The following is a 15,551-nucleotide window of genomic DNA, read 5'->3' as shown; positions in this document are numbered from 1 at the left end:
CCTCCGAGGCCCGCCCCACCTCCGAGGCCCGGCCAGGCCGGCCCGCCCGTGCGGCCCGGCCCGCCCGTGCGGTCGTCCGGGCCGGGGTCGGGCTGGTCGTCCTGGTGGCGTCCTTGGCGGGAGCCGTTCGGCTCGGGACCGCCGACGTGGGGTGGGGCGGTCTGGCCCGGGTCCTCGGCAGCCGGACCGGGCTGGCGGTGGAGCCGCTGCCGCCCTTGCTGGACTCGCTCGTCTGGGACCTCCGGCTGCCGCGCGTGCTGATGGCCGCCCTGGTCGGCGCCTCGCTGGCCGTGTGCGGCGTCGTGCTCCAGGCCGTCACCCGTAACGCCCTGGCCGACCCCTACCTGCTCGGCGTGTCCTCGGGCGCCTCGGCCGGAGCCGTGACCGTCGTCGTCCTCGGTGTCGGCGCCGGCACCCTCGGCGTCACCGGCGGCGCGCTGGCCGGCGCCCTGCTCGCCTTCACCGCCCTGCTCCTGCTGCTGCGGCGGACCGGGCTCGACCCGGTCCGCGTCGTCCTCACCGGGGTGGTCGTCGGCCAGCTCTGCACCGCGCTGACCTCGCTGGTCCTGATGGCCTCGGCCGACGCGGACACCACCCGGGCCGTCACCCACTGGCTGCTCGGCTCGATGGCACCGGCCCGTTGGGACACCGTCGCCGTCTGCGCGGTCGTGACCCCGCTGGGCCTGGCGGCCGCCTGGCTGTGCGCGCCCTCCCTCGACGGGCTCGCGTTCGGCGCGGACACCGCCGCCTCGCTCGGTGTCGGCGTACGCCGCACCCGGCTGCTGCTCCTCGTGGTGACGGCCGCGCTGACGGCGGTGGCGGTGGCCACCGTCGGCGCCATCGGGTTCGTCGGGCTGATCGTCCCGCACGGGGCCCGGCTGCTCGTCGGCCCGCTGCACCGGGTGCTGCTGCCGTACGCGGCGCTGGCCGGCGCCGTGTTCCTGGTCTGGACGGACGCGCTCGCGCGGGTCGCCTTCGCGCCCCGCGAGGTACCCGTGGGCGTGCTCACCGCCCTGCTCGGCGTACCGCTGTTCCTCCTTGTCCTGCGCAAGCGGGGTGACCTGTGAGGATCACCGCCGAAGGGCTGACCTGGTCGGTGGCCGGCACCCCGGTCGTCCGCGGGGTCGGTGTGGACGTCGCGCCCGGCGAGACCGTCGGGCTGCTCGGCCCCAACGGCTCGGGCAAGTCCTCCCTGCTGCGCTGCCTGGCCGGACTGCGGACCCCCGACGCGGGCACGGTCCGCTACGACGGGGTGTCCGTGCGCGGCTGGAGCCCGCGCCGGATCGCCCGCACGGTCGCCTACGTCGAGCAGGACGCGGGCACGGACAGCGACCTGCGGGTCGCCGACGTGGTGGGCCTGGGCCGGACCCCGTTCCGGGACCGCTGGCGCGGGCCGGACGCCGCCGACCGGGCGGCGGTGGCCGCCGCCCTGGAGCACGTAGGACTCACCGCGCACGCCCGCCGCCCGTGGCGGGCCCTGTCGGGCGGGGAGCGGCAGCGGGCGCATATCGCCCGGGCGCTCGCCCAGCAACCGCAGGCGCTGCTGCTGGACGAACCCACCAACCACCTCGACATCAAGCACCGGTTGGCGCTGATGGAGCTGCTGTCCGGCACCGGCCGGACGGTCCTCGTCGCGCTGCACGACCTGTCGCTCGCCGCGCGCTACTGCGACCGGCTGCTGCTCCTGCACCACGGCCGCCTGATCGCCGCCGGACCGCCCGCCGACGTCCTGACGGCGGCGCGGCTCGCCGAGGTCTTCGAGGTCGACGCCGAACTGGCCACCGACGCCTGGGGACACCCCTGCGTCGGGTACCGCGGACCGCTCGGCGCCCCCGCCGCGGCGCCCCGCACCACCCTGTGAAAGAAGGAACGACATGACCCGTACGATCCCCGACGTATCCGCCGCCCCGGCTGCCCCGGCCGCACCCGCCGCCCTGGACGGGCTGATCGAGGCCGTCCTCGCCGGCGAACACGGCCCGCCGCCCGCCGACCTGGTCGCGACCAGCGTGTTCTGGATCCACCACGGCACCCGGCTGGCCGGCGGCGACACCACCTACCTCAACCAGTACGTCCTGGTCCGCCTCGGCGGCTCCTTCGGCGGCTGTGCCTTCGAGGCCGGCGAGCTGGACCCGGCGATCTGCCGCACGTCCTCCGGCGCCCCCCTCGACGTCCTGCTGCGCCGAGGCCCGCGCCCCCTGCGGACCGCGGCACTGGACGCCTACCTCGCCGAGGCCCGCCCGCACCGCGCGGCCGCCGCGGCCGGCGAGGCCGAGGCGGTCCGCCTGCCCGCGGGCACCCCGGAGGTACGGGCGCGGGCCCGGGACGCGGCGATCGCCGGACTGCTGGACATCGAGGAGGGTGCCACGGTCGGCCTCATCGGCGTGGTGAACCCGCTGGTCGCGGCCATCCGCGCACGCGGGGGCCGGCCGCTGCCCTGCGACTTCAACCTCAGGACCACCCAGTGGGGCGACCCCGTCACCGACGACATGCACCAGGTGCTGGAGCGCGCCGACGCGGTCGTCGCCACCGGAATGACCCTGAGCAACGGCTCGTTCGACACGATCCTGGAACGCTGCCGCGCGCGGGGCGTCCCGCTGGTCGTCTACGCGCAGAGCGGGAGCGCCGTCGCCCGCGCCTTCCTCGGCTCGGGCGTGACGGCCCTGTCCGCGGAGCCGTTCCCCTTCTCGCAGTTCAGCGCCGAGGACACGGTGCTGTACCGCTACCGGGCGGTGAGCCGGGCGTGATCCCCACCGGCATCGGGCACGCCCCCTGCCACCACGGCGAGCTCCTCCAGGGCGTCTTCCTCGACGATGACGGTCGCCCCTGCCCGGGCCTGGTCACCCTGCCCATGGCCGGGCCCGGCAGCACCGCCCGGTTCGTCCGCCGCCCCGGCACACCGCCCGAGGCGCTCACCGTCGTGCCGGCCGGACGGACGAAGGCCGCCCGGGCCGCGGTCCTGGCAGTCGTGGAGTGCGCCGCGCGGACCGGACGGCCTGCCGAGGGCGGGGAGTTGCGGCTCACCGGGGACATTCCGGTCGGGCTGGGCATGGGCAGCTCCACCAGCGACGTCATCGCCACCGTACGCGCGGTCGCCGGCGCGTACGGGGTCCGGCTGGACGCCGGCACGGTCTCCCGGCTGGCCGTACGCGCCGAACGCGCCTGCGACCCGCTGATGCTGGACGACGGCCGCCCGGTGCTGTTCGCCCAGCGCGCGGGCCGGGTCCTCGAAGTCCTCGGCCCGGCCCTGCCCCCGCTGGTCGTGGTCGGCTGCACCCTCGGCGGAGGCGCACCCGTGGACACCCTGGCCCTCCCCACGGCCGAGGCGGACGAGGGCGACGTGCGGGCCGGGGAGCGGCTGCGGCGGATGCTGCGCCGGGCCGTCGCCACCGGCGACGCACGGCTTCTCGGCGAGGTCGCCACCGCCAGCGCCTGGCGCGGCCAACGGGTGCTCCAGCACCCGGAGTTCGATGCGCTGACCGGCCTCGCCCGCCGGACCGGGGCGGTGGGCGTGCAGATCGCGCACAGCGGAGCGGTGGCGGGCGTGCTGTTCGATCCAGCCGCCCCGGGCCTGCGCCACCGCGTCCGCGGGTGTCTGCGCGCGCTGGACGCGTACGGCATCCCGGCCACCCGGACGTTCACTACCTTCCCCACCGGCACCACGACCGAGGAGTTCGCCCCCCATGGACCAGCACATCGCCGAGTCGATCGGCCGGCCCGACCTGATACGCCTCGACGACCGGCTCGTCTGCCTGCGCTTCGAGACGATGAAGGTGGTCTCCGCCGACGCGGCGGTACGCCACCTGCTTCGGACCGGAGCCGTGCGGCGCGGTGACACCCTGCTGGACAGCTCCAGCGGCATCTACGCCTACGCCCTCGCCCTGGCCTGCCACCGCTACGGCATGCGCTGCCACATCGTCGGCTCCGCCACCGTGGACCGCACGCTGCGCACCCAACTCGACGTCCTGGGCGTGACGCTGGAGCAGATGGAGCCGTGCAACGACCTCAAGCTCGACCAGAAACGGCGGGTCGAGCGCATCCACGAGATCCTCGCCGAGCACCCCGAATACCACTGGATGCGGCAGTACCACGACGACATCCACTACCTCGGCTACCGCGCCGTGGCCGACCGCGTCCGGGCGGCGACGGCCGGGGCCGCCGGGCTCACCGTCGTCGGCGGGGTCGGCTCGGGCGCGTCCACCGGGGCGCTCGCCCGCTACCTGCGCGCGGCCGGCACACCGGGGGCTGCCGGCCCGGCGGACGTCGAGCTCGTCGGGGTCCAGCCCTTCGGCAGCGTGACCTTCGGTGCCGGGCACCTCGCCGACCCCGAGATCATCATCGCCGGGATCGGCAGTTCCATCCCGTTCGGGAACGTCTCCCACGAGCTGTACGACGTCCTGCACTGGATCTCGTTCGACGCCGCGCTCGCCGGGAGCGTCGACCTGCTGCGCCGGCACGCGGTGTTCGCCGGGCTGTCGACGGGGGCCGGCTATCTCGCCGCCCGGCACGAGCGGGACCGTACGCCGCACCGGACGGTCCTCTTCGTCGCCGCGGACACCGGACACCGCTACGTCGACACCGTCCACGCCCGCCACCGGCAGGCCGCGGCGCTCGCCGACCTGTCCCCGCACGAGATCACCGACCGGAGCCGGCTCGCGCTGCCCTGGTCCCGGATGCGATGGAACCGTGACCCGTTCAGGAACCGAAGCCAGGGAGGGGCCGGGGGGCCGCATCCGGCCAGTCGTGTCGCGAAGTCTTGACGACAGCGCGGCCGTTCAGTTGACTCACGCCCTGTCCTGTCCCGTGGTATAGACCTGGGAGGCACTTCGTGGGAACAGCACGTCTCGCACCGGCCCGGCGCCGGTGCAGAACCGCCCTTCTGGCAACGGCCGGTGTGTTGGCCGGACTGCTGCCGCTCGCCACGGCCACGGCCACGACCGCCGCCGGGGAGCCCCCGCCCCCGACGGCGGTCGACCGGTTCGAGGGCGAGGTCCCCTTCGCGGGCCCGCCCGCCGACGGCCTGTTCACCTGGGGCAGCGACGGCGACGACCAGCCCCGGCTGGAACTGCGGGACCGGGCCGACGCCCCCGAGGGCGCCAAGGTGCTGCACGGCACCTACGACATCAGCGGCTGGGGCGGGTTCAGCCACGACTTCGCCTTCGACCGGCCGCCGCAGGACTGGAGCGGCCGGCGCGGCATCCGGTTCTGGTGGTACGGGCAGAACACCGCTCCGCTGCCGCCCGGTTCGGGCCCGCGCGTCCACTTCGAGATCAAGGACGGCGGGGCCCACGGCGAGGCGTCGGAGCTGTGGACCACCTCCTTCACCGACGACTGGCAGGGCTGGCACCTGGTCGAGATCCCGTTCTCGCGGTTCGAGTACCGCACCGACTACCAGCCGGTCGGCGGCATCGACCAGGTGCTCGGGCTGACGCAGATGTGGGGGTACGCCTTCACCTTCCCGGTGGGCCGTCCCGGCACGTTCATGGTCGACGCGGTGGAGGTCTACGGGGCCGCCGACCCGGCCGCGCAGACCAAGGTCGTCACCGACACGACCGTTCACCCTGTGAAGGAGGGCGGCTCCGCCGAGATCCGCCTGTCCGTGGCCACGACCGGCTCCGTCCCGCTGGCCGAGCCGGTGACCGTCGAATACACCACCGGCGGCGGGACGGCCACCCCCGGAGCCGACTTCCGTCCGGAGACCGGCACCCTCACCTTCCCGGCGGGCACCCCCTCCGGCGCCGCTCGCACGATCACCGTCGCGACCACCGCGGACCGTGACGGCGAGACCGCCGAGACGGTACCGGTGAAGCTGACCGTGACCGGCGCCCGGCCGCCCGCCGAGGACCCGCTCGTGGTCATCGACGCGCACGGACTGCCGTACCTGGACCCGAGGTTGCCCGTCCAGCGGCGGGTCGCGGACCTGCTGGGCCGGATGACCCCGCAGGAGAAGGCCGGGCAGATGACCCAGGCCGAACGCAACGCGCTCAAGGCCCCCGCCGACATCGCCGGCTACGGGCTGGGCTCGCTGCTCTCCGGCGGCGGCTCGGTACCCACCCCCAACACCCCGGCGGCGTGGGCGGACATGGTCGACGGCTACCAACTGCGCACCCGTGCCGCGCGGTTGCAGATCCCGCTGATCTACGGCGTGGACGGCGTGCACGGCCACAACAACCTGGTCGGCTCCACGATCATGCCGCACAACATCGGCCTGGGCGCGTCGCGCGACCCGAAGCTGGCCGAGCGGACCGGTGCCGTGACCGCCGCCGAGGTCCGGGCGACCGGCGTCCCGTGGGACTTCTCGCCCTGTCTGTGCGTGACCCGCGACGAACGCTGGGGCCGCTCCTACGAGTCGTTCGGCGAGGACCCCGCCCTGGTCGGCGCCATGGAGACGGTGATCCGCGGCATGCAGGGCGCGCCCGACGGCCGCGACCTGGACCGCCCCGACAAGGTGTTGGCCACCGCCAAGCACTACGTGGGCGACGGCGGCACGGCGTACGGCTCGTCGACCACCGGCTCGTACACCATCGACCAGGGGATCACCCGGGTCACCCGCCAGGAGCTGGAGGCGGTGCACCTGGCGCCGTTCCGGGAGGCGGTCAGGCGCGGGGTGGGCACGGTCATGCCCTCGTACTCCTCGGTCGACCACCCCGGTGACGACGCCGGGCCGGTGAAGATGCACGCCAACGCCGAACTGATCAACGGCGTGCTGAAGGGCCGGATGGGCTTCAAGGGCTTCGTCATCAGCGACTGGCAGGCCATCGACCAGATCCCCGGCGACTACGCGAGCGACGTACGGACCTCGATCAACGCGGGACTCGACATGATCATGGTGCCGACCGCGTACCAGGAGTTCCACCGCACGCTGCTCGACGAGGCCGCGGCGGGGCGGATCCCGGCGGCCCGGATCGACGACGCCGTCTCCCGGATCCTGGAGCAGAAGTTCCGGCTCGGCCTGTTCGAGAAGCCGTACGCCGACCGGTCCGGCATCGCCGGCGTCGGCTCGGCCGAGCACCGGGCGGTCGCCCGGGAGGCGGCCGCGGCCTCGCAGGTCCTGCTGAAGAACGAGGGCGGGCTGCTGCCGCTGAAGCGCGAGCAGAAGGTGTACGTCGCCGGCTCGAACGCCGACGACCTGGGCAACCAGACCGGCGGCTGGACCGTGACCTGGCAGGGCTCGTCGGGCCGGACCACCCAGGGCACGACCGTCCTGGAGGGCCTGCGCAAGGCTGCCGCCTCGCCGGACGCGGTCACGTACTCCAAGGACGCGTCCGCCCCGACCACCGGGTACGACGTGGGCGTGGTCGTGGTCGGCGAGACCCCGTACGCGGAGGGTGTCGGCGACGTCGGCAACGGCCACGACCTGGAGCTGTCCGAGGCCGACAAGGCGGCCGTCGACCGGGTGTGCGCGGCGATGCGCTGTGCGGTGCTGGTGGTGTCGGGACGGCCGCAGCTGATCGGCGACCGGCTGGACCGGATGACCGCCCTGGTGGCGTCCTGGCTGCCGGGCACCGAGGGCGACGGGGTCGCGGACGTGCTGTACGGCAGGCGGGCGTTCACCGGCCGGCTGCCGGTGAGCTGGCCGAGGTCGCAGGCCCAGCTCCCGCTGAACGTCGGGGACGCGGTGTACGACCCGCAGTTCCCGTTCGGCTGGGGCCTGACCACGCAGGGCCCGGCCCCGCAGGGCGGCGAAGCGGCCCTGCGGGCGCTGGCGGTGGCCGCGGCGGCGGTGGAGCGGACCTCCGGGGCCGACTCGGACGCGGGACGGGCGGTCGCGGACCGGGCGCGGGCCATCGCCGCGCAGCGGATCGGGGGCCGGTTCACCCAGGCCACGGCCAAGCCCTTCGCGGACGCCGACCACCTGTTGCTGACCGGTGACCTGACCGGAGCGGTGGCGCAGCTGACGGCCGCCTTCCGGGCGGCCGCGCCACCCCGGCCGTAACCCCGGGCCCGGAGGGTCGAAAGTCGCCGCGATGGCCGAGAACGTCCGGTCGGTGCCGGGTATGCCGCCTCGCATATGCGCGGCCATACGTCAGGTGCACGCCAAAAGCGTGTGCGGGTCTCGTGGTGCAGGCCATTTCCGGCCCACGCACCCCGCACGGCCCGTACGCTGCTGCGTACGCTCCGTGATCTTCCTTCACGAGTCCTTCGCATCACCTTCACGGGGCGAACACTTCCGGCCGATCCGCGATCGCGCCCTTCACCGCGGGGCAGACGCCGTTCCGCGGTCCTGCCTAGCCTCCCGGCCATGAGATCACCTCTGACGGGCCGTCTCGGCCTCGCCGCCGCCCTCGCCTTCGTCCTCGCGCTCTTCGGCTTCGCCCCCGCCGCGAGCGCCGACCCCGCGCCGGCCGCGCTGACGTTCAGCACCAGCAGCGCCACCACCACACCCGGTGGCTCGGTGAACCTCTCGATGACGATCACGAACAACAAGACGTATGACATCTGGTTCATCTACCAGACCATCAACCCCACCTGGCTCACCACCCAGCGCCCCGACCTGAAGTACAGCTTCTCCGGGTGCAGCCTCGCCACCGCCTCCGGCAGCACCCCGTGTTCCGGTACCGGCCCCTCCGACCTCGGCGGCAACTACGGCGCCACCATCCCGCCCGGCCAGAGCCGCACCGTCACGCTGACCCTGCAGGTCGCCGCCGACTCCGGCTGCAACGGCAACATCGGCTTCTACAGCTACTACTACGCCGAGTTCAGCGACAGCACGAACACCTCCGGCGGCCCGGTGTTCACCCCGGAGACGCGCGTCCTCTGCGCCTGAAACACCCCGCTCCGTCCACCACGACGACGGGTGGCCTGAAATCGCCATCGGCGAGGCGCCCCGCGTGGTCTCTACGACTGGAAACGTGCCCCGGCTGACCGGACGGTCGGCCGGGGCCCCACGCAGGGCCCGGACCAGCGCGCCATGCCCCCCGCGCGCCTCCGGGCCCCTGTGTGTTCATATGGCTGAACCCGTCTCGTAGTGCAACTGCGCTCCGTCTGATGCCGGTTGTGCGCCTCCTGTGCGCCTGTTGTTTTGCGCCGGGTTTCGCGAGATCCCCACAAACGCTACACACAGACACCACCATGTGACGCGACGGATGCGTCGACGACTGGCTTCTGAGGGGGGCGCCGGCGTCGCGCAAGGGGGAGGCGTCGCTCCATGCGGAGCCGTGTTCTCCCCCGCCTGGGAGGGGACTTCACCGCATGAAGCGGACCATACGCACCGCCGTACTCACGGCGGGCGCGCTCATCGCCGCACTCGGCCTGCCCGCCGGAGCGGCGCACGCCGACGACCCGGCAGCCCGGGTCGACCTACGGGTCCTGGTCGTCAGCGACGGCGGCCCGTCGACCGCGGCCATCGCCGCCGAACTGGACTCGGCCGGCACGCCGTACACCGAGATCGACCTCACCAAGAGCGGACGTCCCACCATCGACGCCGCCTTCCTCGCCGACACCGTCGACGGCCGGCCCCGCGCCAAGTACCAGGCCGTGGTCCTGCCCAACGACAACCCGTTCCCGGCAGGATCGGCCGAGATGACGGCCCTGGCCTCCTACGAGCGGACGTACGGCATCCCGCAGGTCGACGCGTACACGTGGGCCCGGCCCGCGGTCGGCCTGCAGTACTTCGCCGCCGGCGGCTACGGCGGCAGCCTCGACGGGGTGCAGGCCGGGGTGACCGCCGCCGGCCGTGGCGGACCGTTCGGCTACCTCGACGGCGCCGTTCCGTTCGAGGACAACTCACCCAGTGTCGGTGAGAGTTACGCCTACCTCGCCCAACCCGCGCCCGGCGCGGACTTCACCACGTACGTCGACGCGCCCATCCCCGGCACACCCCGCCGCGGGGCCCTGGTCGGCGAGTACCGGCACGACGGCCGGCGCGAACTCGTCGTCACCTTCGTCTACAACCGCTACCAGCAGCAGTTCCGGCTGCTCGCCCGCGGCATCGTCGAATGGATGACCGGCGGCGTGCACCTCGGCGCCTCCCGGAACTACTTCGCCGTCCACGTCGACGACGTGTTCGCCGCCGACGACCGCTGGGACACCCAGCTCAACTGCACGCCCGGCGACGTGGACTGCGCGGGCGGCGGCGGCACCCCGAACCCGATCCGGATGACGGCCGCCGACGCCGACCACGCGATCGAGTGGCAGAACCGCCGCGGCTTCACCTTCGACATGGCCTACAACGGCGCCGGCAGCCTCGACCAGCGCGAGGACCATGAGGGGGTCGATCAGCTCGCCGACAAGCTCCTCGCCGAACGCAACCGCTTCCGCTGGATCAACCACACCTACACGCACGCCTACCTCGGCTGCGAGCAGGACACCAGCGTGGTCCCGTGGCGCTGCGCCACCACCCTGCTCGGCACCGTCAAGTGGGTCGGCCGGACCGCGATCAGCGACGAGATCGCCCTCAACCGCGTCTGGGGTCAGAGCTCCGGACTCCCGCTGCAGAACGATGAGTTGGTCACCGGAGAGCACTCCGGCATGGCGATCCTGCCGCAACAGCCGCAGGACAACCCCAACCTGGCCCTCGCGGTCGGTGACAACGGCGTCGCCTGGCTCGCCTCGGACAACTCCCGCGACCCCGAACAGCGGCGCATCGGACCGGCGTCCACCGTCGCCCGCTACCCGATGAACATCTTCTACAACGCGGGCCGCGTCACCGAGCAGGTCGACGAGTACAACTGGATCTACACCCGCCGGTCCCAGGGCGGCAGTGGCATCTGCGAGGACCACGCCGACACCACCACCTGTCTGCCCGCGCCCCTCGACACCACGACCGGGTACGCCGGCCAGATCGTGCCGCAGGAGATCCGCACCGCCCTCGGCCACGTCCTCGGCAACGATCCGAAGCCGCACTTCATCCACCAGTCCAACCTCGCCGAGGAGCGCATCGCCTACCCGGTGCTCGACGGGGTCCTGGACGCCTACGGGGCCTTCTTCGCGGACAACACCCCCGTGGTGAACCTCCGGATGAAGGACATCGGCAGCGAACTCCAGCGCCGCGCCGCCTGGAAGAACGCGGTCAAGGCCGGCCAGGTCACCGCGTACCGCATCGGGGACACCGTCACCGTGACGGCGCCCAGCGGGGTCTCGGTCACCGCCTCGCTGCCCGAGGGCAGCCGGATCGGCGCCGCCGCCTTCGGCAGCCCGTACGCCGGCCGGGTCTCCGGCTGGACGCCCTCGGCCGGCACGCCGGTGAGCTTCACCCTGCCGTCCGCCGCGGCCGCCCCGGCCCGGGCCCTCACCGGCTCGGCCACGACCGGCACGCCCGCCACCGGCCCCGCGCCGGCAGCGGCCCCGGTCCCGGCCCCGGCCCCGCGCACGTACGTGCCCGCGGCCGTGCGGGAGCGCAGCTCCGACGCCCTGCGGGGCTGACCGGCGCAGGCGAGTTCCCGGCCGCCCCGCGAGGGCGGCCGGGACGGCCGGGCCGAGCGAACCTGACCGACCACCCCCACCTCCCGGCCGTGGAGCACACCGATGCACGTTCACCACGGCACGCGCCGCCCCGCGGCGACGCGTGTCACCCTGCTGACCGAAGGCACCTACCCGCACAGTCACGGCGGGGTCAGCGTCTGGTGCGACCAGCTCGTCCAGGGCATGCCCGACCTCGACTTCGACGTCATCGCCGTCACCGGCACCGGCCGCGAGGCCCTCGCCTGGGACCTGCCCGGCCACGTCGTCGGCGTCCGCTCGGTCCCCATGTGGGGCGCCCCGCCCGAGGGCAGGGCGCCGCGCGGCCGCGCCCTGCGCGAACTGGCCGAAGCCTACGAACGGTTCCTCACCGCCCTGCTCGACCCGTGCGCCGAGGCCGGGTTCGCCCCGGCCCTCTACGCCATGGCACGGGCCGCCGCGGACGGTGAGCTCAGCCCCTACCTGCGCGGCGACCACGCGATCACCGTCCTGGCCTCCGTCTGGAACCGGCCGGGGCTGGCCGTCCGCGAGGCCCGGCCGACGCTGCGCGACGCCCTGACCGCCACCTCCCTGCTGGAGCACGCCCTGCGCCCGCTCGCCACACCGCCCCCGCAGCAGGGCGTGGCCCACGCCGTCAGCGGCGGCGTCGCCGTGCTGCCGGGCTTGGCCGGGCTGGAACAGCACGGCGTCCCGCTGCTCCTCACCGAGCACGGCGTCTACCTGCGCGAGCGCTACCTCGGCTACCGCACCGCCCCGTACCGCTGGCCGGTCAAGGCGGTCGTACTCGGCTTCTTCCGGTTGCTGGCCGAGGAGAGCTACCGCCGGGCCGCCCTCATCACTCCCGGCAACCGCTACAACCGGCTCTGGGAGGAACAGGGCGGCGCCGACCCCGAGTCGATCCGCACCGTCTACAACGGCGTCGACCCGGCCGCCTTCCCGCCGGCCGGACCCGAACCCGACGCCCCCACCCTCAGCTGGGCCGGCCGGGTCGACCCCATCAAGGACCTGGAGACCCTCATACGCGCCTTCGACCTGGTCAGACGCGAAGTGCCGGAGGCACGCCTGCGCCTGTTCGGCGGCACGCCGCGCGGCGGCGAGGCCTACCGGGAACGGTGCGAGGCGCTGGCCGCGGAGCTCGGTCACGCGGACGCCGTCGTGTTCGAGGGCCGCGTGGACGACATCAAGGACGCCTACGCGGCGGGCAACGTGGTGATGCTGTCCAGCATCAGCGAAGGCTTCCCCTTCACCCTCATCGAGGCCATGTCCTGCGGCCGCGCCACCGTCTCCACCGACGTGGGCGGCGTACGCGAGGCCGTCGGCGAGGCCGGCCTCGTCGTGCCGCCGCGCGACCCGGTGGCCATGGCCGCCGCCGCGGTGGAACTCCTGGCCGACGCCCCGCGCCGGGCCGCCATGGGGGAGGCCGCCCGCCTCCGGGTGATCGAACAGTTCACCCTCCGCCAGACCATCGACACCTTCCGCTCCATCTACCTGGACCTCCCCACCTTGGCCCGCACCCGCACCGAGACCGCCCACGCGGCAGCGGCGACGGCCCAGGCCGCCGTCGCCGCGGCCCCCCTCGCGGCGGCCCCCGTCGTCGCCCCGGCCGAGCCCGGTGCGGCGCCGTCCCCGGCGGCCGCGCTGTCCCCGGCGGCCGCGCTGTCCCCGGCGGCCGCGCGAGCCGCGCGAGCCGCGCGGGCGGCGCGGGCCGTGCCCGCCGGCCCGGCCGCCCCCGCCCCGGCGGCGGCCGCCGCCGGACGCGGGAGCGGCGAGCCGGCGCGGCGGCACGTGCCCTCCTGGGCCCTGGCCGACGAGGCGCAGGACCCCGAGGCCGTCCCCGCCGTCCCGGCGGCGGCCGCGACCGGTGCGCACCGTGCCGGTCCCGCGAGCGGGAGCCTCGCCGGATGAGCGGGCCCATGGACCTCGAACCCCGCAGCGGCCAGGAAGACACCCTGATGCTGCGACTGGCCGTGCCCAAGCGGCCGGTCCGTACCCCGCTCGGTGACGCCGCCACGCTCATGCTCCGGCTGCCCGACCCGGGCGCCCTCGGGCTGCGGCTGCCCGGACCCGCCCGCGACGAGGAGGCGGTCAACCACCTCGCCGCCGAGATGGCCGACCGCATCGGCTCCGCCGTGCACCCGTACGAGGTGGCCGCCCTGCTGGAGGCCGACGGCCTGTCCGCCGACACCATCCGGCAGCGCTACGGCCACCCCGACCTGTTCTCCCTCGCCGCCGCCCTCTACGAGCGGGTGCCCCGGGTCTTCCCCGAGCCGCCCCGGGCCCCCGATCCCTGGCGGCCCGACACCCTGCGCTGCCTGCTGCGCGGCGTCCTGTTCGCCCTGCCCGCCCTCGCCTACCCGCTCCTCGCCCCGCTCTGGCACCCCGGCCGCCAGGCCGTGGCGCTCGTCGTCGCGGGCATCCTCTCCTGGGCCTGGGGCCAGGCCCTCGGCCACCGCGCCTACCTGTGGATGGCGGTCGGCCGCCGCGAGGCCTGCCGTACGCTGCTGCGCGGCGCCCCGCTCGGTGCCGCCCTGGCCACCGCGGCCGCCGCGGTCCCCGCCCAGGGCTCCGCGCTCACCTGGGGGGCGGCGGCGCAGTCGCTGTACCTCGGGGCCGCCGGCGTCCTGCTGGTCCTCGGCCGGGAACTGCTGCTGCTCGCCGCCCTGTCCCCGGTCGTCGCGGGCGCCGCCCTGCTGCCCTGGTGGGACCCGGGCCCCGTGCTGCGCGCCGGACTGCCCGCGCTCGCCCTGGCCGGCACGGTCGCCGCCGCCGGCTGGGCCCTGCGCGACGGGTTCGGCACCCCGGCCGCGGCCGGTGACGCCGCCGCCGGGCCGCCGCTGCTGCGCTCGCTGCCGTACGGGCTCTTCGGCCTGGCCGCCGGCCTGCTGGTCCTCCAGGAGGGGGTCCGCGAGCCCTACGCGGTGATCGTGCTGACCGTGAGCATGGGCCCCGCCGAGTGGCTGCTCTACCGCTACCGGGGCCTGTCCGCGGCCGCGCTCGCCGCGTCCACGAGCCCGGCCGGCTTCCTGCTCCGCTCGACCGGGGTGCTCGCCCTGTGCCTGCTCGCCTACACCGCCCCGCTGGTGCCCGCCGCCCTGCTGACCGGCGCCGCCCCCGCCACGCTGCCCCTGCTCGCGGCCGCGCTGTGGACCGCGCTGCTGCTCCAAGCCTTCGGAGCGGCCTGGCCGCCGGCCCTGATCTGCTTGGCCGCGGCAGGTACCGCCGGCGCGGTCACCCTGTTCGCCAGGACCCCGCAGCCGTCCGTCCTGCCGCTGTGCAGCGGCATCGCCGCGCTGTGTCTGACCGGGTGCGTCCTGAGGCTCCTCGGCCGCCCCGCCCCGCACGCCTGACCGCCCGGCCGGACCGGCCCACCCGCCGGCCGGCCACCGCGCGGCCCACCCACGGCCGCGCCGCGCACCGCACGTACGACGTGCCCCGCACCACACCGCTCACCCCACCTGCACGCCCACCGAAGGGACCGGTCGCATGACCTCCGCACCGCTCGCCGCCGTCACCGGAGCCGAGGGCTTCATCGGCTCGCACCTGACCGAGGCCCTCGTGGCCCGCGGCTTCCGGGTCCGCGCCATGGCCCAGTACAACTCCTTCTCCTCCTACGGCTGGCTGGAGACCCTCGCCCCCGACGTCCTGGACCAGGTGGAGATCGTCCTCGGCGACGTCCGCGACCCCGGGTCGGTCCGCGGCCTGCTCGACGGCGCCGACTGCGCCTATCACCTGGCCGCCCTCATCGCGATCCCGTACTCCTACCGGGCCCCGCACAGCTACGTGGACACCAATGTCACCGGCACCCTCAACGTGCTCGAAGCGGTCCGCTCCCTCGGTACCCCGCGCCTGGTGCACACCTCCACCAGCGAGACGTACGGCACCGCGCAGACCGTCCCGATCACCGAGGACCACCCCATCAACACCCAGTCCCCGTACGCCGCTTCGAAGGCCGGCGGCGACCGGCTCGCCGACAGCTACCACGCCAGCTTCGGCACCCCCGTCGTCACCCTCCGCCCCTTCAACACCTTCGGCCCGCGCCAGTCGATGCGCGCGGTCATCCCCACCGTCATCGGCCAGGTGGCCGCCGGGGAGCGGGTGATCACCCTCGGCGACCTGCGGCCCACCCGGGACTTCAGTTACGTCAAGGACACCGC

The 15,551-nt window shown here is 74.7% G+C and carries 11 protein-coding genes; all 11 read left to right on the top strand.

Annotated elements, in window-relative coordinates; translation table 11 throughout:
- Positions 1 to 104: 104 nt before the first annotated feature.
- Positions 105 to 1,067 carry an iron chelate uptake ABC transporter family permease subunit gene (locus tag EF918_RS21980; RefSeq protein ID WP_312847852.1) on the top strand — a complete coding sequence of 321 codons (963 nt, stop codon included), beginning with the start codon at positions 105 to 107 and terminating at the stop codon, positions 1,065 to 1,067.
- Positions 1,064 to 1,861: an ABC transporter ATP-binding protein gene (locus EF918_RS21975; RefSeq protein ID WP_125649375.1), complete on the top strand. Its 798-nt coding sequence runs from the start codon at positions 1,064 to 1,066 to the stop codon at positions 1,859 to 1,861. Before EF918_RS21980 ends, EF918_RS21975 begins: the two co-directional genes overlap by 4 nt.
- Before the next feature lie 13 nt (positions 1,862 to 1,874).
- Positions 1,875 to 2,744 carry a DUF364 domain-containing protein gene (locus EF918_RS21970; protein ID WP_125649372.1) on the top strand — a complete coding sequence of 290 codons (870 nt, stop codon included), beginning with the start codon at positions 1,875 to 1,877 and terminating at the stop codon, positions 2,742 to 2,744.
- Between the two features lie 104 nt (positions 2,745 to 2,848).
- Complete coding sequence (locus EF918_RS21965; protein ID WP_260610479.1) at positions 2,849 to 3,832, top strand: GHMP kinase; 984 nt, start codon at positions 2,849 to 2,851, stop codon at positions 3,830 to 3,832.
- Complete coding sequence (locus EF918_RS21960) at positions 3,720 to 4,757, top strand: pyridoxal-phosphate dependent enzyme (protein WP_312847851.1); 1,038 nt, start codon at positions 3,720 to 3,722, stop codon at positions 4,755 to 4,757. The genes EF918_RS21965 and EF918_RS21960 overlap by 113 nt, the downstream gene beginning before the upstream one ends.
- Before the next feature lie 68 nt (positions 4,758 to 4,825).
- Positions 4,826 to 7,933 carry a glycoside hydrolase family 3 N-terminal domain-containing protein gene (locus EF918_RS21955; protein ID WP_125649367.1) on the top strand — a complete coding sequence of 1,036 codons (3,108 nt, stop codon included), beginning with the start codon at positions 4,826 to 4,828 and terminating at the stop codon, positions 7,931 to 7,933.
- 306 nt (positions 7,934 to 8,239) lie between these two features.
- Entirely contained in the window at positions 8,240 to 8,764 is a 525-nt protein-coding gene (locus EF918_RS21950; protein WP_125649364.1) for a hypothetical protein, read from the top strand.
- Positions 8,765 to 9,189: 425 nt separating this feature from the next.
- Positions 9,190 to 11,361, top strand: coding sequence for a hypothetical protein (locus EF918_RS21945; protein WP_125649361.1), 2,172 nt, complete (start codon positions 9,190 to 9,192; stop codon positions 11,359 to 11,361).
- Positions 11,362 to 11,463: 102 nt separating this feature from the next.
- Entirely contained in the window at positions 11,464 to 13,302 is a 1,839-nt protein-coding gene (gene pelF / locus EF918_RS21940) for a GT4 family glycosyltransferase PelF (RefSeq protein WP_125649358.1), read from the top strand.
- Positions 13,299 to 14,744 (top strand): hypothetical protein, encoded by a 1,446-nt coding sequence (locus tag EF918_RS21935; protein ID WP_125649355.1) that lies wholly within the window; start codon positions 13,299 to 13,301, stop codon positions 14,742 to 14,744. Before pelF ends, EF918_RS21935 begins: the two co-directional genes overlap by 4 nt.
- 136 nt (positions 14,745 to 14,880) lie before the next feature.
- On the top strand, positions 14,881 to 15,551 hold a 671-nt coding region (locus tag EF918_RS21930; protein WP_125649352.1), incomplete at its 3' end, for a GDP-mannose 4,6-dehydratase.

It is taken from the genome of Streptomyces sp. WAC06614, assembly GCF_003949795.1.
GTDB lineage: Bacteria > Actinomycetota > Actinomycetes > Streptomycetales > Streptomycetaceae > Streptomyces.
Note: the sequence above shows the minus strand (reverse complement) of the source record. Positions and strands in the feature narration are given on the sequence as shown.